Genomic DNA, 21,416 nt, shown 5'->3' with positions numbered 1-21,416 from the left:
CTGTCGGTGTAACGGGATGTCTTCATGTAAAACCTCTAAAAATCATATTTAGAAAATTCTACTTATAAGTCCGATTATTTGCTGGGGGGATTACCGAATATACAGAGTCGCTTACAAAAATACAGCGACGAACCCGTCGCTCCGTATGTTTTTTTGCTTAGCCGAGTGGAATCATCAATCAAATATGAATCCTTGGTTAAAATATACTCACTATGAGTATATTTAAATCGTCCAGACAATCATTGGGCAATAAGCCATATTGGGAGGTGCTGATGGGGGAGTATGTTAAATTTGATAGCTTATAGAAGTGCATGTAGCTATCAAAGAATATTTTCTGATTTTGATTTCAGGAGTTTACTAGGCAAGCCAAAGTTGGCAAAAGTGATTACTCCGTTGTATTCAATTAAGCTGCATTAACCTGCCACTACGCCTCGACCCGGCATGTTTTTGACTGTTGATTGTCCGTTTGGACCGTACATTGATCCTGCAGGATTGTTTTGCTGGAGTATGTTCAGTGCACTTTGGTTACGAGTGAACTGGCGGTTAATCAAAATACCATTTGTGCGGTTATTTTCTTGCGCTTGTTCAGAAATCGCTAAAAGCGTTTTCCAATAATTAGATGTTTCTACTTCTGTTGGTACTTGCTCCAGCAATGCTTGCATGCCAGACATATCGGATAGAAATCCCAGATCTTTTAAGCTTGATGCTCTTAATTTTTCTAATTCAGATACTTTTACAAGTAGCGCACTTTTATCTTTGGTGATTTCTGTCAGGTCATTCACACGTGCTTCAACTAGCGCAGCTTGTTCCAATTTCAACAACTCAGATAATGATGTCATTTCTACGACTTCATCTTTAAGGCATTGATTTAATTGGAGTAGTTTTGCGCTGGAGAGGTTCATGATGATTGTTTTCTAGAGTTTAATAAATCTTTAACAGTCTCAAGCAAGCCATCAGCTACTTTTTCTGAATTGACCTGGAAGCGTCCTTCAGAAATGGCGAGCTTAATTTCTTCCACTTTTTTTGTTGCAAACACACCGCTGCTAGCCTGAGTGTTTTGTAAAGCCTGCAATTGCGTCGACAGGGGCGAGATCTGCACCGTGTGCGAAGGCGTTGTTGCTACCTCTGCTTTATCGGGCGAACGATCAGTACGAACCTGAGTGCCAGTTGGTACTGCCGGCGTACTTTGTAGTGCGTCATTAATTTTCACAGCGTTACCCTCTTTATTCGGATTTATATACATCTACGTTATGTATATCGGCTGTGTTATTTTAAACTTTAACCTTGAGCAAGGAAATATCGTTCCGCAAGGTAATCCCGGTTCAATATGTGACCTCAATAACTCCGCCAGCTCTGGCTATTCCGCTAACTACCTGACCTGACATTGTCTTCGCTTTTGCTACTTGTCCTTCGCTTGCATTGTTTAATGCCTGTCCGTCAGTCGCTACCTGAAATCCTTTACCCGTGCTGGTTACACGCACAGATTGTCCTTGTTGCACTACTGGGGGACTTTTTAGTATGTCTCCTCTTAATGTAGTACCAGACGTGACGGATGTCGTTATTGACCTGCCTATTGCTTGTTCTGGATTTGTCACAACACCATTTGGGAGGCTTGATAGTTCTCCTTTGGTTTTGATTAGATCCGAGGCTGTCAGAACATGTCCTATCGCCAAAGATCCCGCAGTGACATAGTAATCACCAGTAATTTGCACATTTGCTGTCAGATACACAATCCAAGGAGTTGGTTCTGCGCAGCGTACGCCTACCGTAATCTTGCCCCAGGGTTTACTTCCCTGAGGTAAAAATGGCAATAAATTAGGGCATGCAGCTAAGTTTAAGCGACTATCCAGTGGCCCAACGCTAATACGCACATCGCCAGATTGGCCTGCGGACTGTGTTTTTAAAAAGTTTTCTGCTGCCTCCCGCACCGCCAAGGGATTTTGCTGAGCGTTGTTTGGCTCGGCAACGACTTGCGTGCTCAAGATTATGCTTAAGATGGCCAGCATTGATCTTGATATTAATCGCTTTTTCATTGGATTCTCGGTGGAAGCATTGAATCAAATTGTAGTTTTTATCTTGGAAAGTAAATCGAGGAATAGACGGTATTTTGGTCTTCTTTTTAGATGATTGGACTTGTCTTTGCGGGGATAACATGCAAAGCATCAAAAACCGTTTAAACAGCCGCTGATATTGCTTTTACTTAAATTATCGCGTTGTTATCAAGCTAAAACCGCACTAAAGCAGATCGTAATTGGAGGGAATATGGCTAACAGAATCGATGATTATTTTCGTTTTCAAGAAACTGCGCTATCTGTCAGAGGGCAGCGTCAGCAATTGATTTCATCCAATATCGCTAACGCCGACACGCCCAATTATAAAGCGCGCGATATCGATTTTTCGTCCGCGATGAATAATGCTTTAAATAATGCGACGACTGCAACATCGACTGGCGCTGCCGTCAATCAAAATGGCAATTTAGCAAACAATGCAATGCGTCAAACGGGAAATCAATCTCCAACAGAATTGGCGAAAACCTCACCAAATCACCTTGATGGACAAAATAATGCAGGCGGTAGCCAGTTACTTTATCGTAATCCAGCGCAGAGCAACATAGATGGTAATACGGTAGATATGGATGTGGAACGTAATCAATTTGCAGATAATTCTTTGCGTTATGAGGCCAGCCTTACTATGATTAATATGCAGATTCGCGGTATGTTAGCCGCTATCCAGGGGTAATTATTATGTCCTTGTTCAATATTTTTAATGTCGCAGGCTCTGCCATGAGCGCCCAGGCACAGCGCTTGAATGTGGTGTCTAGTAATTTAGCCAACGCCGATAGCGTAACCAGCTCAAACGGTCAGCCCTATAAAGCCAAGCAGGTAGTTTTTAGCGCCGTACCATCTGGCGATGCCACTGCCACATCCGTCAAGGTAAAAGAGGTCGTTGAGGACGGTAATCCGCCTAAATTGATGTATGACCCAAAGCATCCTCTGGCAGACGAAAAAGGTTATGTGGCGATGCCAAACGTGAATGTCGTCGAAGAGATGGTGAATATGATTTCTGCCTCTCGCTCTTACCAAACCAACGTTGATACGATGAATGCCGCTAAGACCTTGTTGCTTAAAACTCTGACTTTAGGTCAGTAACGAGTTAGCCAATTAAATAAAGTACTTCGAATAAAACACTTTTGTAACGCCCCTTTTTTTGTACCGCCCCAATACTGGATGAAGGATATCAAATGACCACAATAACTAATACCGTTGATCCAGCTTTGTTGGCGACGCAGAACGGCACCGCGGCGACAAAATCGACTGTGGCGGATACGCAAAATCAATTTTTAACTTTGCTAGTAACGCAAATGAAAAATCAAGATCCATTAAACCCGATGGATAACGCTCAGGTTACTAGCCAGCTTGCACAGTTATCAACTGTGACTGGTATCAATCAGCTTAATGCTGCAGTCGCAACTTTAAGCAGCAATATGATTGCAGGGCAAAATTTGCAAGCCGCCAACATGATTGGTCATGGGGTTATCGCGCCTGGTAGTGCAATTAGTTTGTCTAGCGGTAAATCGATTTATGGTATCGACCTAGCCCAAGGTGCGGACAAAGTCGATGTGGCGATTAAAGATGCTTCTGGTGCTACGGTTAAAACGATCAGCCTTGGATCAACAGAAGCAGGTCTTAGCCAATTGACTTGGGATGGTTCGACGGATAAGGGCAGTGCTGCACCTGACGGCCAATATACATTTGCCGTCACAGCCACTACCGCGGGCAAAGCAGTAGATGCGACAGCATTAAGTTTTGGGCTAGTTTCTAGCGTGACATCAAGCGCGCAAGGGGTCAAATTGAGTGTTGCCAATATTGGCGATATCAGTATGTCCGATGTGAAGAAAATCTATTAGTGTGGATCTCAGTTCAGCATCAGTTTTAACCTAAATTAGCGCAATCATTAGCTAACTTATTAGTTCAATTCTATTCCAGTAAAAAAGGGGAAACATCATGGGTTTTCAACAAGGCTTAAGCGGCTTGAATGCTGCATCAAAATCGTTAGATGTCATCGGTAACAATATTTCTAACGCCAGTACCGTTGGCTTCAAACAGGCAGAGGTGCAGTTTGCTGACGTATATGCCAATTCTCTGAACGGTGCCGGTGGTGCGCAAGTGGGTATCGGTACGAAAGTGGCTGCGATCGCCCAGCAATTTACGCAGGGTAATGTCAGCACAACTAATAATCCCTTAGATATCGCCATTAACGGCAATGGGTTTTTCCGGTTGAATACGAATGGAGCGGTGAGTTATTCCCGTAACGGCCAATTTCAGTTGGATAAAAACGGTTTTATCGTTAATGCGCAAGGCGCGCAATTGACAGGCTATGTTGCTAACGCCAATGGTACTTTGTCGACGGGATCTCCTGCTGCGATCAATATTAATACAGCAGATATTCCGCCTTCGCAAACTACTGCTGTTAATGCACTGGTTAATCTGGATTCACGTAAAACAAATCCAGGTGGTGCTACACCGATTGTATTTTCTCCTACCGATCCAACTTCATACAACAACGCGACCTCAGTTGCTGTTTTTGATAGCTTAGGTAATTCGCACGTATTGCAAACTTTCTTTGCGAAAGATCCGGCAGCTTTAACTTGGAATGTGTATGCCACCAGTGACGGTATACCTGTTGGCTACACACCGCCAGCAGCGCCGGTTGCCCTGGGCCAATTGACATTTGATAATTTGGGCAAGCTAGTTTCGGCAACTCCAGCATTTTCTGTCAACGACCCTAAGGCATTAAAAGTTGCTATTCCAGTCACGTCGGGTGCTGTAACGCCAATCTCTACACCTTTGGATGTGAAGCTAGACATGACTGGCTCAACGCAGTTTGGTTCTGATTTTAGTGTCAGTACATTAAAACAGGATGGATATGCGTCAGGCAAATTATCGAGTTTTACTACTGCTAAAGACGGCACTATCGTCGGTAGTTATACCAACGGTAAAACCTCCGTCCTTGGTCAGGTTGTTTTAGCTAATTTCACCAATCCAAATGGTTTGCAATCAATTGGCGATAATCAGTGGAACGAGACCTCAACATCTGGTCCCGCTTTGGTGGGAACACCTGGCTCTAGTGGTCAAGGGACGTTAACCTCATCGGCTGTCGAGGACTCAAATACTGACCTTACGGCGGAGCTCGTCAACATGATCACGGCTCAGCGGGTTTATCAAGCGAATGCACAGACCATTAAAACGGAAGACCAGATTCAGCAAACATTGGTGAATTTACGATAAACCATAACCTCCCGTGGCTCGCATAAGCTAAGGCGCTGCTGAATATTATGGCTATATACAGGCGTGCGAGTCTGACTGAAATTGAATGAAATGATCAGCAATATGCTGTCCCGTTAGTACGTATTGATTATTTTATACTCTAGGTAGGTATATATTAGCTGTCCATGTATTTCCTTGTTAAGGAGCTTATTTTAAGGAAAATAATGGGGAGTATATTGAATTAGCCAATGTCAGCCTACCAAAGTAAGAAAAAAAGCAGAGTAAAGATAAGGTGAAAATACGGTATTTATCTTGTTGTTTAGTACGATTTTTGTATTGATGTTAATGGTCGCAAAGCCGCAGAAAGTTAAACCATTCGGCGGGCAGCTGGCTGATATTTAGTAAAAATTCGGCCAATCTTTAGTTTTTATTTGGTAAGCAGTTTGGTCATTAGTTCGGCGGAGATTCTTGATGTATTGCTTATTAAAGAGAGGTGTGTAATGGATCGTTTTATTTATACCGCAATGACGGGAGCGAAACACATCCTTGAGCAACAGGCGACAAATTCCAACAATCTCGCCAATGCCACGACAACGGGATTTCGCGCGCAGATCGATTCTTTTCGTGCGGTACCTGTCATTGGCCCCGGATTGCCAACACGCGCCTTTGTTGTGGATGCTACCGTTGGTGCCGATTTTTCTACCGGATCATTGCAGATGACGGGACGTGAGTTAGATGTCGCAGTGCAGGGTAAAGGATGGTTAGTCGTCCAGCGCGAGGATGGTAGCGAAGCCTTAACCCGTAATGGCAGTTTAAAACTCAATGAAAACGGCGTGCTGCAAACCTTGGCTGGTCTTAATGTCGTTGGTGAGACAGGTCCGATTACCGTTCCTCCCGATGTCACTATTTCTATCGCTAAAGACGGCACTATCTCGACTGTCCCTAATGGCCCCAAAACGAGTGCGGTAGAAACTATTGGTCGTCTCAAGCTTGCCAATCCGCCAGAAGATAATCTGGTTCGCGGTGATGATGGTTTATTCAAAACAAAAGACGGCAGTGCGATTGATGCTGACGTCGCGGTGACTGTTGCCGGCGGTACCTTGGAAGGCAGCAATGTCAGCGTTGTCGAGTCTATGGTCACAATGATTAATTTGGCCAGACAATTTGAAATGAATATGAAATTACTCCAGAACGCTGAGAGTAACGCTACTAAAGCTAGTCAGATTATGGCTTTGAGTTGACTCAATTAGCCTCAAAATAACTAAAGAATAGGACTTACGCAAAACCGCCCCTGCTGCGTTGTAGCTCCTCGCTGTACTAAAAGTACTATCTTCGTCGCTACGCCTCGCCGGGACAATTTTGCGTAAGTCCTTAAGAACTGATTTGTTGCCTTCGTGCTCAGGAGAAATAAAATGATACGCTCACTATGGATTGCCAAAACCGGGCTAGATGCGCAGCAGACGCAAATGGATGTGATCTCCAATAATCTGGCAAACGTCAGTACCACTGGTTTTAAACGCTCACGTGCGATATTTGAAGATTTGCTGTATCAAACACTGCGTCAGCCGGGTGCGCAGAGTTCTCAGCAAACTCAATTGCCTTCGGGTTTGCAATTAGGAACGGGTGTTCGTCCGGTTGCGACGGAGCGTATTTTTACTCAGGGTAATTTGCAGCAGACCAGTAATAGCAAAGATTTAGCGATTCAGGGTGAAGGCTTCTTCCAGGTATTACTACCAGATGGCACTACTGGCTATACACGGGATGGTTCGTTTCAGGTAGACAGTCAAGGACAGATGGTGACTTCTAGCGGATTTGTAATCCAGCCAGCCATCACTATTCCAGCGAATGCACAATCCATTACCGTCGGACGTGACGGCACAGTGTCAGTGACGCAGCCAGGCTCTGCAGCGCCGGTTCAGGTCGGGTCAGTGCAATTGGCGACATTTATTAATCCGGCCGGTTTATTAGGTAATGGTGAAAATCTTTATACAGAAACTGCAGCGTCAGGTAGCCCTGGTACTAATACACCTGGTACCAATGGCGCTGGTTTATTGACGCAGGGATTTATAGAAACATCTAACGTCAATGTGGCCGAAGAGCTGGTGAATATGATCCAGACTCAACGCGCTTACGAGATCAATAGTAAAGCGATCACGACATCAGATCAGATGTTGCAAAAGTTAACGCAATTGTGAGTTTTTCATGATATTCAAGTCCTTCTTATTTGGTTTGTTCGCATGGTTTTTGGCTGGGTGTGCAGTTGTGCCGCCGCCAATTATTCATCAGCCGATGACGATGGCGCCACAATCAGCCAAGCCGCAAAGAGAGCTTAATGGAGCAATCTATCAATCGGCCTCTTACAGACCTTTATTTGAAGACCAAAAAGCGCGTTTGCTGGGCGATATACTGACGATCTCCATCAGCGAAAAAACCAGTGCTGGTAAGACTGGTGCAAGTTCTGCCAATAAGAGCGGCAGTACATCATTCAATGTGCCGTCATTCCTCGGCTTGTCTTCTGCTTTGACCAGCAATGCGGGTTTATCTAGTACTTCCTCAAGCAAATTTGCTGAAGCTGGGGCGCAAACCGCGAGCAATAATTTTACGGGCACGATTGCAGTCACCGTAATTGATGTTTTGCCTAACGGGAATTTATTGGTTAGCGGCGAGAAGCAAATTGCCTTTGATCAAGGGGCTGAATATGTGCGTTTTTCAGGTGTTGTCACGCCAGCTAGTATCTCTGCCGCCAATGTGGTTCCGTCAGGGCAGGTTGCTGATGCTCGTTTTGAATATCGATCGACCGCCAGAATTGATCGTGCGGAGGTCAATTCCTTGCTGACCCGGTTTTTCTTAAGCTTTATTCCACTTTGATGGTGGCAATGCAAGTGCAGCACAGTGTAGTTGAGTGGAATAGAGTGGAGGCTTGAAATGATGAAATCAAATTGGATCAGACGCAGCATGGTCTGTATTTGCCTGTTGGGATCAACAGTGGCGATGCAATCCCATGCCGAGCGCCTGAAGGACATCGCTGGCATTCAAGGTGTGCGTCAGAATCAACTGCTGGGCTATGGATTGGTAGTCGGTTTGGATGGCAGTGGCGATCAGACAACGCAAACGCCGTTCACGGTGCAAAGTGTGATCAGCATGTTGCAGCAACTGGGCGTGAGTATTCCTGTCGGCACCAGTTTACAATTAAAAAATGTGGCAGCTGTGATGGTAACGGCATCGCTTCCTCCTTTTTCTCAGCCCGGACAAACACTTGACATCACCGTGTCTTCTATGGGTAATGCCAAGAGTTTACGTGGCGGTACCTTATTGATGACGCCACTCAAAGGCGCTGACAACCAAATTTATGCGATGGCACAAGGTAACGTGTTGGTCGGTGGTGTCGGTGCCGCTGCTGGTGGTAGCAAAGTGCAGGTTAATCATCTTAGCGTCGGACGTATTTCTTCCGGCGCAACTGTTGAAAAAGCTGTCGCATCCTTATTGGGACAAGATGGCGTAGTGCATCTGGAGCTCAATACCAGTGACTTCTCTACCGCGAGCAAGGTAGTTGATGCAATCAATAAAAAGTTCGGTGCCGGTACAGCGGCAGCGATGGATGGTCGGGTAATCCAGGTCAGAACACCACTTGGCAGCGATCAGCGCGTAGCGTTTTTAGGCAATCTTGAGAGTATAGAAGTCACTCCTGCCCAAATAGCAGCAAAAGTTATCCTGAATGCGAGAACAGGATCAATTGTGATGAATCAAGCGGTGACTTTAGACGCTTGCGCAATTGCGCATGGCAATCTCTCTGTAGTGATTAATACCGACACCTCAGTCAGTCAACCAAATGCGCTGTCCGCTGGACAAACTGCGGTTACACAAAAATCTGATATCAGTATTACCAAAGACGCAGGTCAGGTCGTCATGTTGAAGGCCGGCACCACTTTGAGTGATGTCGTCAAAGCACTTAACGCCATAGGCGCAACACCACAAGACTTGCTTGCTATATTGCAGGCAATGAAGGCTTCTGGTGCTATGCGTGCCGATCTTGAAATCATTTAAGGTGTTGCCATGATAGGACGCGCAGACATATCAGACAAACTGGCCTTTGATACCAAAGGCTTAGATGACTTAAAACAGTCAGCTAAAAATAATTCTCCAGATGCGCTGAAGGCGGCGGCCAAGCAGTTTGAAGCTTTATATATGACGATGATGCTTAAATCGATGCGGCAGGCTGGTGGTCAGGATGGGCCTTTTGATAATGAGCAAAGCAAGATGTACACATCCATGCTTGATCAGCAATTGTCGCAAAATATGGCAAAACGCGGCATAGGACTAGCCGATGCTTTAGTAAAACAGCTTTCCAATACACAATTAAGCCAAGCATTGCAAGGTGATGGCCTATCCCAAAACAATGGTGCAAATAATCTGAATAGCATCAACGCCCGGGGAATTGACTCGTATTTAAATAGCATGAAGCTAGGGCAAAAAGCGGCTTCATCTGATACTTCATCCATTAGCGGCACAGGAAATGTGAAAGAGTTTCAGCAGAAGCTAGCCGCCCATGCAGAACAAGCCAGCCTTGAAACAGGCATTCCCGCTAAATTTATGTTGGGGCAGGCGGCATTGGAGAGTGGTTGGGGTAAGAAAGAAATAAAATCTGTCGATGGTACGCCAAGCCATAATATTTTTGGCATGAAGGCCAATAGTAAATGGAAGGGCAAGACGGTAGATGCGGTTACTACAGAGTACGTGAATGGCGTTGCTTATAAAAAAGTAGAAAAGTTTAAATCCTACGATTCTTACAGCGACGCCTTTAAAGACTATGCCAAATTGCTGACTAATAATCCCCGCTATGAAGGCGTAATCGCTAATTCAAAAGATGCCTCCAGTTTTGCGCAGGGTTTACAAAAAGCAGGCTATGCAACCGATCCTCAGTATGCCAATAAGTTGTCAAAAATCATCAACCAAACCTTGTCAACTTAGCTAGGGTGTTTGGTTTAAAAGAGTTTGTCTAAGATTTACTTATTAAAGTTTTGAGGGATTTCTCCGAAAACAGTCTTGAAACCTCTCAATAGAGTAACAACAGAAGCATTAAAAGCGTCAGGCAGGATCATCCATGGGTTCGAATATTCTTAGTATTGGACAGAGTGCACTAGCTGCAGCGCAGATAGGAATTGCCACGACTGGTCACAACATTGCCAATGCGTCCACGGTTGGGTATAACAGACAAGTTGTTATTCAAAGTGCAAATGCACCGCAAAATTTAGGTGGTAATTTTATCGGGCAGGGTACCCAGGTTAGTGAAATTAGTCGCGTATACGATCAATTTTTAGGCCAGCAAGTTAATGCTTCGCAATCCAGCAGTAACCAGGTCAGTACTTATTATTCCCAAATTCAGCAAATCAATAATCTGATTGCTGATCCTTCTGCTGGCGTGTCGCCTGCATTACAAGATTTTTTTAAGTCTGTACAAGATCTGGCCGCGAGCCCCAATGGTACGGCTGGCTCCGCAGCACGACAATCAACATTGTCATCAGCACAAGCACTCAGCTCCAGGTTTAATAGTTTGCAAGGTCAGTTAGACCAAATCCGTAGTGGTGTGAACGATTCTATCCAGTCAACGGTAGGTTCTATCAACAGTTATGCTACGCAGATATCTCAGTTAAACGATTCCATTTCTAAAGCGCAAAGCGCCTCCAACAGCGGCGGTGTACCTAACGATTTACTTGATCAACGCGATCAACTAGTCACTGAGTTGAGCAAGCTGACCAAGGTGTCGGTCATCCCTGACGGTTCAAAATATAACGTGTTCATCGGTAGTGGTCAGCCGCTTGTTGTTGGCGATAATGTCAATACGTTACAAGCAGCGCAATCGTTAACCGATCCATCCCGCGTAGATGTAGCCTATGTTGCTAACGGACAGACGGTTTTGCTGGGTGAAAATAGCTTGCCAGGCGGAACCTTAGGTGGTCTGTTTGATTTCAGGGCGAACACACTGGATGTTGCTCAAAATTCTTTAGGACGCGTGGCGATTAGCCTTGCCAGCACATTTAACGATCAGCATAAGTTAGGCCAAGATCTGAATGGCCAACTCGGTGGTAATTTCTTTAATGTTGCAACGCCAGTGACTAATGCAAGTAGCAACAATACCGGCACTGAAACTGTGACGGCGTCCATTGCGAGTGCTGGTGCGTTGACAACCAGCGACTATCGGTTGCAATACGATGGCACCAATTACAAATTGACTCGTTTGTCTGATGGTATCGCTTTCCCTGCGCCACCCGCAACGGCGACGACTTTAGCGGCATTAGGTACCGTAGACGGTTTGACTTTTGCTGGTACCGGTACGCCAGCAGCAGGTGATGAATTTTTAATCAAGCCAACGGTTAACGGCGCATCCAGTCTGAGTGTTGCAATTACCGACATTTCTAAAATAGCAGCTGCATCGCCAGTGACAACGTCGGTACCTAGTACCAATACAGGATCAGGCGCGATCAGTGCTGGTGTAGTTGACTCAACCTACACTGCAGCAAGTTTATCTAGCCCGGTAAAACTGGCTTTTTCTGCGAACGCTTTTACGGGTTTCCCGGTCGGCTCTAATGTGAGCGTCACCAATAATGGTGTGACGACCTCGTATGGTCCTTATGTTGCCAACACACCGGTTCCCTATACCAGCGGAGCGACAATCAGTTTTAGTGGTGCTAGTTTTACAGTTTCAGGCTCTCCTGCGAACGGCGATGTCTTTAACGTTGCCGCAAACACTACAGGTACTGGCGATAGTAGAAACGCTGTATTACTCGCTGGTCTGCAAACAAAAAATAATGTCGCTGGCAATACCACTACTTATCAAGGTGCATATGCACAATTCGTGAGTTTGGTTGGTAACAAAACTCATGAATTACAAGTGACCAGCGCCTCAGAAACGCAATTATTGGCGCAGAATGTACAGGCGCAGCAGTCACAATCGGGTGTCAATCTTGATGAAGAAGCAACTAATTTATTGCGCTATCAGCAAGCCTACCAGGCGGCAGGAAAATTGATGCAGATAGCTAGTCAGTTATTTAGTGTGCTGCTCAATATTAATCCTTAAATCTTGAAAGCACGATCATGCGTATCAGCACTAGCACAATTTACGACACGGGCGGCTCGAGGATTAGCGACTTACAGGTCAGCTTAAACAAGACGCAACAACAAATCGCGGCAGGCAGAAAAATTTTGACGCCGTCCGATGATCCGGTAGGTTCTGCGCGCGCCTTGGTGATCACACAGTCAGATGCGATCAATGATCAATACGCAGTGAACAGACAAAACGCGACTAGCAGCTTGAGTACGGCTGAAGGCGTGTTACAAAGCGTAACTACCACCGTTCAAAACGTTAAGACCTTGGTTGTGAGTGCAGGTAATGGTTCTTTGTCAGACGCAGATCGTGGTTATATCGCGACCCAGTTACAAGGTAGCCTCGATGATTTGATCAGCTATGCCAACGCAACGGACGGTACAGGTGGTTATTTGTTTGCTGGTTTCTCTAATACCACGGCGCCTTACACCAGGACTGCTAATGGCGCGGCTTATAGCGGTGATCAGGGTCAACGGCTGTTGCAGGTTGATACGTCCAGACAGTTGGCGGTGAGTGATGTAGGTTCGGCGATTTTTGGCAATATCCGCACATCAACCGGGCAATTCAATATTGTCCCCGGCTCGACTAATACAGGGCAACTTGTAACTACTGCGGCAATTGATCCAGCCACGCAAAATGCCTTAACTGGCAATGATTATCAGGTTGTATTTGACAATACCGGTGCTAACTTTAGTGTACTGAATAAGACTACTGGTGCCACCGTAGTTCCGAGCACTGCTTACACTAGTCCGCAGACCATCACATTTGACGGAATCAGTACCACCTTGACCAATACACCCGGAGCCCCGGCGCCAGGTGATAAATTCACGATTCAATCTGGCAATCAAGATATTTTTAAAACCTTGACCGATGTGATTAAAGCCTTAAATACGCCAACAATAACCGTAGGCGCTAGAACTGATTTGACCGCCGTTTTAGCACAAACTAATAATAATGTTGATAAATCTTTGTCTAACGTGCTTAGTTCAAGAGCGACGATTGGCACAAGCCTCAAAGAAATCGATAATCTGAATAGCGCTGGTGATACCGTTGGTTTGGTCTACAAACAATCGTTAGCGGACATCCAGTCGCTAGATTATGCGAAGGCAATCACTGAGCTGAATCAGCAACAAGTTACTCTGCAAGCTGCCCAGCAATCATTTGTGAAAACATCGTCGCTGTCTTTGTTTCAGTACATTAATTAAAATTACATTAATGAAGCTGCACTAAGCTGCCGCTACCTTATGGGCAAATGCCTTACGCAAAATGGAGATTAAACCTTGCCTGCTGGTCGGGCACTTTCTCTTAGTGTTTCGTGAGTGCATTGCTCTAATCAGGATACTCCCCTAAATTTTTTCATCAAATGCCTTATTGTCTAGGCTTTGTATGGTCGATTAAAATATACCCATGGTGAGTATATTTTAGTCGTCTCGATATGTTTTGCTTTATATAAAGCCAATCGCTGGTTTTTGACTTGAAAAAATCTATTTTGTACGAGCTAACTTGTACTAACTAACGCGGCTTCAATCGCACGGGCAATGGCTAAAATTTTGGCGTCTGTATTCGCCACACCAGCAATGCTCAAGCCAACTGGCAAACTATCAGGAGTGTTGCAAGGAATAGATATTGCGCAGCCATTTAAAATATTAATGGTCGCAGTGTTTCTCAGAAGTTGTCCGTTGATATCAAAAAACACGTCGTCGGATGCTTCCAGATCGGCAATGATGGGCGCAACAATAGGTACTGTCGGCATGAGCACGGCATCAAATGGGGCAAATAAGGTTTCCATTATTTGTATCCATTGTTGGCGCGCTTTGTGCAAATCAATATAGTCTGCCGCAGATAAACTTGCGCCGAGCTTGATTCTTTGTGCCACTCGATGATCGTATTCATGTGACCTGTTCGCTAAGAGTGTGCGATGCCAGGCATACGCTTCTGATGCTGAGAATGAGCCCATTGCCCGGTAATCAGCCAGCGGACGCATTTCTACTTCAATGATGTTTGCTCCCGCTTTGGATAAGCAAGACAGGGTATTGCTAAAGGCACGGGCGACCGCGTTGTCCAAGCCATCTAGTACTAATGTTTGTGGTATTGCCAGACGTAAGCCCTTTAACGGCAAATCAGTGATGGTAAGTGGATGATCCGCAATGATGTGATCCATCACGATGCAGTCGTCAACGCTATTTGCCATGGCGCAAATGGTGTCTAAGGTAAATGATAACGGCACCGTACCCGCGTTAGAGACTCTGCTGGCAGTTGGTTTAAATCCAGTCAATCCACAGAGCGCAGCAGGGATACGAATCGAGCCTCCAGTGTCGGAGCCAATTGCGGCGATACATAAGCCCGTAGCAACAGAGACCGCCGCACCAGAAGACGAGCCACCTGGTATCCGTGCTACCGTCTGATCCGCTGGATTGGGTGCCGTACCATAATGCGGGTTAAGCCCAACGCCAGAGAAAGCAAATTCAGTCATATTGGTTTTGCCGATAATCGCAGCACCAGCTTGTCTTAGACGACGCACAACTGGCGCATCTCGCAATGCTGGCGCAGCGTTTCTTAGAACGACGGAACCTGCTAAAGTTGGCTCTCCCGCTACGTCCAATAAATCTTTAATTGAAATCGGCAAACCTGCAACTGGGGATAGCGCAGGCATGCCAAGGCTGCGCATGCTGTCAGCCTGTGCCGCAGCCGCTAAAGCGGATGCGGGATAGAGTTTCGTAAAGATAGAGCGACTTTGGGTGGCAACCTCAAGGCTAGCCTCGATCAAAGCTTTGCGAGAGTAAGAATTTAGTGCGCTAATTGATTTGGAATTGTTGGGCTTCATGCGAAAATAGCAGGCTAGAGGATTAAGGAAAAGCGCAATATCAAAACATAACTTAAAAATACAGTTTAAAAACACGACTGAAAAAACAATACCATAAACGCCTGCTGGCTAAGCACTTCATTCAACAGCCTATGAATACAGTCATGCGCTATTACCGTATCAAGAATATTTAAATTATTTTAATGCTGCAAACCTCGCAAGCGACCACGAATAAAAACGCGTTTATCTTATCCATCCCAATTTGGCTGGTGTGGGTGATCGCATTTTTATTCGTGGGTATCGGTTTGGGCAGCTACGCCATTCTCGATAATAACGAGGGTCTATATTCGGAAATATCCCGAGAAATGTTGCACTCTGGCGATTGGCACCAGTGGATTATTCCACATTTGAATGGCCTCGCCTACATGGAGAAACCCCCCTTGCTGTATTGGCTTACAGCAGTGTCGTTTGCTGTTTTTGGTGAGTCTGAATGGTCAGCCAGATTGGTGCCTGTCATCTCCTCTTTGTCTTGTGTCGGCTTATTGCTTTGGTTCGGATGCAAATTAGGACGGCCTCAAACCGTGCGCTTAGCCGCAATCATGTTTGTGTCTGGTCTTGGCGTCACCGCGATGTCGCGCACTTTAATGTTTGATATGTTACTGACCGCTTTGTTGACAGCGGCTTTAATGTGGGCATATTTTTTTATTATCAGTAATGATGCTCGCGCCTTACGTTTTGCTTATGCTTTTCTTGGATTGGCAGTGATGGCGAAAGGATTTATTGCCATCATTTTGTTTTGTGCCGTCATCGGTAGTTTTATCTTAAGTCAATCGAAGTCCATCGGCCATTTTTTGACGAGCTTAGGTAAATGTTGGAATTGGAGAGCGATCGGCATTTTTTTATTAATTGTTCTGCCCTGGCATGTAATCGCTGTTCTTACCGAGCCAATTTTTGCCTGGTTTTATTTTGTGAATGAACATGTATTGCGTTTTTTAGGTAAGCGCGAACCACATGATTATTATGCCGGTGCGTGGTGGTATTACTTGCCTAGAATGGTGCTTTATCTCTTCCCTTGGTCATTTTTATTACTAGGTGTATTTTTTGGTAAAAAAATAAAAAACCAAACTGAAGTAAGTGAGCAGGCAGGTCAGCAATCGAGCAAAAAAATAAGTCATCAGTTGCAGTGGTTTTTAAGTTTTGCCTGGATAATGCCAATGCTGTTTTTCTCTATCTCCAGCGCTAAGGCAAATTATTATCTGGTAACGGTCATGCCCTTAGCCAGTTTTCAGCTAGCGATCTTGCTAGAAGAAAGACAATATGGCGGTCGATGGGGACGTTTATTACCTGGTGTGATACTGACGATCTTATTTGCTTGTCTGGCATGGTTTTTACTTCATCATCCGCAAGATAAACTGAACTCCGTACAGATCATGGGATTGAGTGCGAGCCAATTTGTTCTCTATGCTTTGTTTGCACTAATCGCACTTGCCATGATGTCTGGCGTGATGGCATGGCGTTGGCCGCGAATAGGTATCTTGGCCTATATTTTGTTGCCTCTTACGACATTATTTATGTTCCTCAATATTTTGCATGTTTCTGCTGAGTGGACATCAACTCGCCCACTTGCGAGCGTTCTTAATAATCAGCACCCGGAGCGCAAAGTATTTTTATTTCAAATATTTGAAGACCAGTCCTCGCTAGCTTTTTATCTAAAAAAACCAGTTTATGTAATCGAGAGTCGTAGCAGTGATTTGTTCTGGGGGAATAAGCTGCATAAAAATAATATTGTACTGAGTTCTTCCGATTTTGAACATGCAGCAAATACGCCATCTTTAGCGGTAGTCGTGTTGAACCGCGACGTCGCCTTGTTTACCTCCAAGGCGTATGCGAAGAATTTTAGACTTAGTCAAAAATTTGCCAATGTAAGTCTATTTTTGAACTAAGGTCTTGTGCTCATCCTTTGCACAAGTGCATGCACCATTACTTAGACTGCTTTTGTTTTACATATGCATTGCTAATGCATTCGCTTGGCTTTAGGTTTCAGGCTGGAGTGCAGGCAGGCATCAAGGTATAATCTTGCTTTCTGATTCCACCCGTGATGTTGCTGATGTCATCCCTGACTTTCGTGCGCATTACCTCAACTACTCTCTCGCCATGTTGATATTGCCAGGCTCTAATGCCTTGTCTGCTTTCCGTACCCAAGGTCTGTTATCCAAATTGCAAGCTATTGATCCGCACATTATCGGTATTAGTGGTCGCTTTACCCATTTTGTGGATACCGCAAGCACTTTGCCGCAAGATGATATTGCTCGTCTGAATGCTTTGCTGACGTATGGCGATGCATTTGTCGGAAAAGAAGAGGGCGATGTATTTGTGGTGATCCCTCGCTTTGGTACGATTTCTCCTTGGGCTAGCAAAGCCACAGACATCGCTCACAACTGCGGCATGAAGCAAATCAAGCGAATTGAACGCGGCATCTCCTATGTTGTGCAAGTCAAGTCGGGTTTGCTGGGCGGCGCTAAAAAACTGGCAGAAGAATCCAAGCAAGCAGTGGTAGCCTTATTGCATGACCGTATGACAGAGATGGTGCTGCCGGATGTTGAGTCAGCTCAGACACTATTTTCTGAGCTGGAAGCGAAACCATTAGCTTCTATCGATGTGCTGATCGGCGGTAAAGAGGCTTTATTGCAAGCCAATACTGAGCTTGGCTTAGCATTATCCGATGATGAGATTGATTATCTGGTGGATGCGTTCGTAACCGCTAAGCGCAATCCTACCGACGTTGAGTTGATGATGTTTGCGCAGGCCAATAGCGAACATTGTCGTCATAAGATTTTTAATGCAGACTGGACAATTGACGGCGTCGCGCAAGATATCTCACTGTTCGGCATGATCAAAAATACTCATTTGCTGCAACCCAAAGGCACCATCGTTGCGTATAGCGATAACTCTTCCATTATGGAGGGAGCGACAGTAAAACGCTTCTATCCGCGTGGAGCGGCAGAGGGCAATGTGTACCAGGTGTCAGAAGAATTGACGCACACCTTGATGAAGGTGGAGACACATAATCACCCTACAGCAATTTCTCCATTCCCTGGCGCATCGACCGGCGCTGGTGGCGAGATCCGTGATGAGGGTGCCACAGGTCGTGGTGCTAAACCTAAAGCAGGTTTGTCTGGTTTTACGGTTTCTAACCTGATGTTGCCAGATGCGCCGCAACCTTGGGAAAACACAACAGATACGATAGCTAGCTCTGGCAGCGCGCCTTCTGGCCAGGTCTACGGCAAGCCAGATCGCATCGCATCACCTTTACAAATTATGATCGAAGGCCCGCTGGGCGGCGCTGCGTTTAATAATGAATTTGGTCGTCCTAATCTGGGCGGCTACTTTCGTACCTATGAGCAAAATGTTGGCGGCACGGTACATGGTTATCACAAGCCCATTATGATCGCTGGGGGTATCGGTAGCATTTCAGATAAACACACTAAGAAAAATGATCTGCCTGTTGGTACCTTGCTGATTCAGCTAGGTGGTCCTGGTATGCGTATTGGTATGGGCGGTAGTGCGGCATCGTCCATGGCGACAGGATCGAATACGGCTGATCTTGATTTTGATTCGGTCCAGCGTGGTAATCCTGAGATGGAGCGTCGAGCACAAGAAGTGATTAATTCTTGCTGGCAAATGGGCGATGCTAATCCGATTTTGTCGATACACGATGTCGGTGCTGGCGGCTTGTCGAATGCTTTTCCAGAGATCACGAATGATGCCAAACGTGGTGCGATTTTTGATTTGCGTAAGGTCCCGCTGGAAGAGAGTGGCATGGCGCCAAAAGAAATCTGGAGTAATGAGTCTCAAGAGCGTTATGTGCTTGGTATCGCTCCGGAAAGTCTGCCGCTATTCCAATATTTCTGCGAACGTGAGCGCGCTTTGTTTGCTGTAGTCGGCACTGCGACAGAAGAGCGTCAATTAAAAGTCATCGATCCTCAACACGACAATGTACCGGTTGATATGCCGATGAATGTGTTGTTGGGCAAACCGCCAAAAATGCATCGCGATGTGAAGCATGTAGAGAAAAAATTCCCTGCGATTGACTTAACTGGCATGGATTTAAAAGTCGTGGCTGAGCGGGTATTGAGCTTGCCGACGGTTGCTGATAAATCCTTCCTGATCACGATTGGCGATCGTACTGTTGGCGCCAGTACAGTGCGTGACCAAATGGTCGGCCCTTGGCAAGTTCCGGTCGCGGATTGTGCCGTCACCACCATGAGTTTTGAAGGTTATTTGGGTGAAGCCATGTCGATGGGCGAACGCACTCCGCTCGCCGTGATTAACGCTGCTGCATCGGGGCGTATGGCAATTGGTGAGGCAATTACCAATATCGCTGCTGCGCCGATTAAAGATATCTCTGACATTAAGTTGTCCGCTAACTGGATGGCTGCCTGTGGTCAGCCTGGTCAGGATGCTGCTTTGTTCGATACGGTCAAAGCGATTGGCTTGGAATTATGCCCAGCGTTAGGCATTAGTATTCCCGTTGGTAAAGATTCGCTGTCAATGCGTACAACGTGGAAAGAGGATGGCGAAGACAAGTCAGTAACATCACCAGTCTCGCTGATTATTTCCGCCTTTGCGCCCGTGTTTGATGTGCGTAAAACTTTGACCCCACAAATTCGTATGGATGCTGGCGACACTAGCTTGTTACTGATCGATTTAGGTCGAGGTAAAAATCGTCTTGGCGCATCTTGTTTCGCCCAAGTCATGCAAAAACTCGGTGATCAGACGCCAGATGCGGATAGCGCCGAAGATATCAAAGCGTTTTTCGCCGCGATTCAACAATTAAATAGTGAAGATAAATTACTGGCGTATCACGACCGCTCTGATGGTGGTTTGTATGCGACGCTCTGCGAAATGGCGTTTGCCGGTCGTAGTGGTTTATCCGTCAATCTGGATATTTTGACGATGGATGAGGCCGCTGACTGGGGCGATGCCAAAAACTGGGCAGGGCAGGTAGCAGAACGTCGCAATGACCAGACGTTGCGTGCTTTGTTTAACGAGGAGTTAGGCGCTGTTATCCAAATCCGTACCGAACAACGCTCAGAGGTGATGGATGTATTACGCGCGCATAATCTGGGTGCTTGCAGCCATATAATTGGCAAAGTCAACGCTAGTGATGTGATTGAATTTACCCGCGATGCTAAGCAGATTTATAGCCAGTCACGCGCAAGCTTGCATCAGATATGGAGTAAAACCAGCTGGCAAATAGCGCGCCTGCGTGACAACCCAGCCTGCGCCGATGCTGAATATGCGCGCTTGCTGGATGCTAGTGACAAAGGTATGCAGCCGAAACTGAGCTTTGATCCGCAACAAGATATTGCCGCGCCGTTTATCAATACAGGTGCTCGTCCTCGCGTGGCAATTTTGCGCGAGCAGGGTGTCAATTCTCATATCGAAACTGCCTATGTCATGCACAAAGCAGGCTTTGAGTCGGTTGATGTCCATATGAGCGACCTGATCGCTGGACGTGCGCGTCTGGCTGATTTCAAAGGCTTGATGGCAGTGGGTGGTTTCTCGTATGGCGACGTATTAGGTGCTGGTGAAGGTTGGGCTAAAACGATTTTGTTTAATGCCATGATGGCAGAGCAGTTCTCTGAGTTGTTCCAGCGTGACGACACTTTCGGCCTAGGTATTTGCAATGGTTGCCAGATGATGAGCAATTTAAAATCGATTATTCCTGGCGCACAAGCCTGGCCTAAATTCACCAAGAATAAGTCAGAGCAATTCGAGGCGCGTTTCGCTATGGTCGAAGTGCAAGAGTCAGCATCGATCTTTTTCCAGGGTATGGCCGGGACGCAAACTCCAATCGCGGTGGCGCATGGCGAAGGCTTTGCCGATTTCTCTATTACTGGTGACATTAAAGCGGCACAAGTGGCAATGCGTTTTGTGAACAACAACGGCGCTACAACAGAAGCTTATCCATACAATCCGAATGGATCACCGCAAGGTATTACGGCGGTGACAAATACAGATGGTCGTTTTACCGTCATGATGCCGCATGCCGAACGCGTATTCCGTACGGTATTGCAGTCATGGCATCCAGATGCTTGGGGCGAAGATTCTCCGTGGATGCGGATGTTCCGCAATGCACGTCAGTGGGTAGCATAAGGGGTTTGCGTAGACTTAAACATAAGTTCACGCATAGTAAGTAATGCAAAAACGCCGCAGTTTACTGTGGCGTTTTTTTATTTCG

17 protein-coding genes are annotated in these 21,416 nt (G+C 45.9%); 13 read left to right on the top strand and 4 right to left on the bottom strand.

Features of this window, described 5'->3' with window-relative positions:
* Positions 1–413: 413 nt before the first annotated feature.
* From AAKU61_RS07475 to flgA, 3 genes are all read right to left on the bottom strand, one after another.
* Positions 414–902 carry a flagella synthesis protein FlgN gene (locus tag AAKU61_RS07475; RefSeq protein ID WP_354330970.1) on the bottom strand — a complete coding sequence of 163 codons (489 nt, stop codon included), beginning with the start codon at positions 900–902 and terminating at the stop codon, positions 414–416.
* On the bottom strand, positions 899–1,210 hold the full coding sequence (flgM, locus tag AAKU61_RS07470; protein ID WP_354330968.1) for a flagellar biosynthesis anti-sigma factor FlgM: 312 nt from the start codon (positions 1,208–1,210) through the stop codon (positions 899–901). Before flgM ends, AAKU61_RS07475 begins: the two co-directional genes overlap by 4 nt.
* Positions 1,211–1,322: 112 nt before the next feature.
* The gene (gene flgA, locus AAKU61_RS07465; RefSeq protein WP_354330966.1) at positions 1,323–1,982 is read right to left on the bottom strand and encodes a flagellar basal body P-ring formation chaperone FlgA; all 660 of its coding nucleotides are present in this window, start codon (positions 1,980–1,982) and stop codon (positions 1,323–1,325) included.
* Positions 1,983–2,262: 280 nt separating this feature from the next.
* Between flgA and flgB the strand changes: the two genes are divergently transcribed.
* From flgB to flgL, 11 genes are all read left to right on the top strand, one after another.
* Complete coding sequence (flgB, locus tag AAKU61_RS07460) at positions 2,263–2,739, top strand: flagellar basal body rod protein FlgB (RefSeq protein ID WP_354330964.1); 477 nt, start codon at positions 2,263–2,265, stop codon at positions 2,737–2,739.
* Positions 2,740–2,744: 5 nt separating this feature from the next.
* Positions 2,745–3,149, top strand: coding sequence for a flagellar basal body rod protein FlgC (gene flgC, locus AAKU61_RS07455; protein ID WP_354330962.1), 405 nt, complete (start codon positions 2,745–2,747; stop codon positions 3,147–3,149).
* Between the two features lie 92 nt (positions 3,150–3,241).
* Positions 3,242–3,907, top strand: a complete 666-nt coding sequence (locus tag AAKU61_RS07450; RefSeq protein ID WP_354330960.1) for a flagellar hook assembly protein FlgD — start codon at positions 3,242–3,244, stop codon at positions 3,905–3,907.
* 97 nt (positions 3,908–4,004) lie between these two features.
* A complete protein-coding gene (gene flgE / locus AAKU61_RS07445; protein ID WP_354330958.1) occupies positions 4,005–5,288 on the top strand; it encodes a flagellar hook protein FlgE in 1,284 nt (427 codons plus the stop codon).
* A 479-nt stretch (positions 5,289–5,767) separates the two neighbouring features.
* Complete coding sequence (gene flgF / locus AAKU61_RS07440; protein ID WP_354330956.1) at positions 5,768–6,508, top strand: flagellar basal-body rod protein FlgF; 741 nt, start codon at positions 5,768–5,770, stop codon at positions 6,506–6,508.
* A 171-nt stretch (positions 6,509–6,679) separates the two neighbouring features.
* Positions 6,680–7,462: a flagellar basal-body rod protein FlgG gene (flgG, locus tag AAKU61_RS07435; RefSeq protein ID WP_354330954.1), complete on the top strand. Its 783-nt coding sequence runs from the start codon at positions 6,680–6,682 to the stop codon at positions 7,460–7,462.
* A 7-nt stretch (positions 7,463–7,469) separates the two neighbouring features.
* Positions 7,470–8,135: a flagellar basal body L-ring protein FlgH gene (locus AAKU61_RS07430; protein WP_354330952.1), complete on the top strand. Its 666-nt coding sequence runs from the start codon at positions 7,470–7,472 to the stop codon at positions 8,133–8,135.
* A gap of 87 nt (positions 8,136–8,222) precedes the next feature.
* Entirely contained in the window at positions 8,223–9,311 is a 1,089-nt protein-coding gene (locus tag AAKU61_RS07425; protein ID WP_354330984.1) for a flagellar basal body P-ring protein FlgI, read from the top strand.
* 9 nt (positions 9,312–9,320) lie between these two features.
* Entirely contained in the window at positions 9,321–10,235 is a 915-nt protein-coding gene (gene flgJ, locus AAKU61_RS07420; protein ID WP_354330950.1) for a flagellar assembly peptidoglycan hydrolase FlgJ, read from the top strand.
* Between the two features lie 133 nt (positions 10,236–10,368).
* Complete coding sequence (gene flgK, locus AAKU61_RS07415; RefSeq protein ID WP_354330948.1) at positions 10,369–12,342, top strand: flagellar hook-associated protein FlgK; 1,974 nt, start codon at positions 10,369–10,371, stop codon at positions 12,340–12,342.
* 17 nt (positions 12,343–12,359) lie between these two features.
* Entirely contained in the window at positions 12,360–13,574 is a 1,215-nt protein-coding gene (gene flgL, locus AAKU61_RS07410; RefSeq protein WP_354330946.1) for a flagellar hook-associated protein FlgL, read from the top strand.
* Positions 13,575–13,867: 293 nt separating this feature from the next.
* Here flgL and AAKU61_RS07405 read toward each other — a convergent pair whose 3' ends face one another.
* Positions 13,868–15,193, bottom strand: a complete 1,326-nt coding sequence (locus tag AAKU61_RS07405) for an amidase (protein ID WP_354330944.1) — start codon at positions 15,191–15,193, stop codon at positions 13,868–13,870.
* Between the two features lie 182 nt (positions 15,194–15,375).
* Between AAKU61_RS07405 and AAKU61_RS07400 the strand changes: the two genes are divergently transcribed.
* Both AAKU61_RS07400 and purL read left to right on the top strand, forming a co-directional pair.
* Positions 15,376–17,115 (top strand): glycosyltransferase family 39 protein, encoded by a 1,740-nt coding sequence (locus tag AAKU61_RS07400; RefSeq protein WP_354330942.1) that lies wholly within the window; start codon positions 15,376–15,378, stop codon positions 17,113–17,115.
* Between the two features lie 211 nt (positions 17,116–17,326).
* Entirely contained in the window at positions 17,327–21,331 is a 4,005-nt protein-coding gene (purL, locus tag AAKU61_RS07395; RefSeq protein WP_354330982.1) for a phosphoribosylformylglycinamidine synthase, read from the top strand.
* The last annotated feature ends 85 nt before the right edge of the window (positions 21,332–21,416 follow it).

Source organism: Undibacterium sp. GrIS 1.2, from assembly GCF_040544435.1.
Lineage (GTDB): Bacteria > Pseudomonadota > Gammaproteobacteria > Burkholderiales > Burkholderiaceae_D > Undibacterium.
This window is presented reverse-complemented; position numbering and strand designations above follow the sequence as displayed.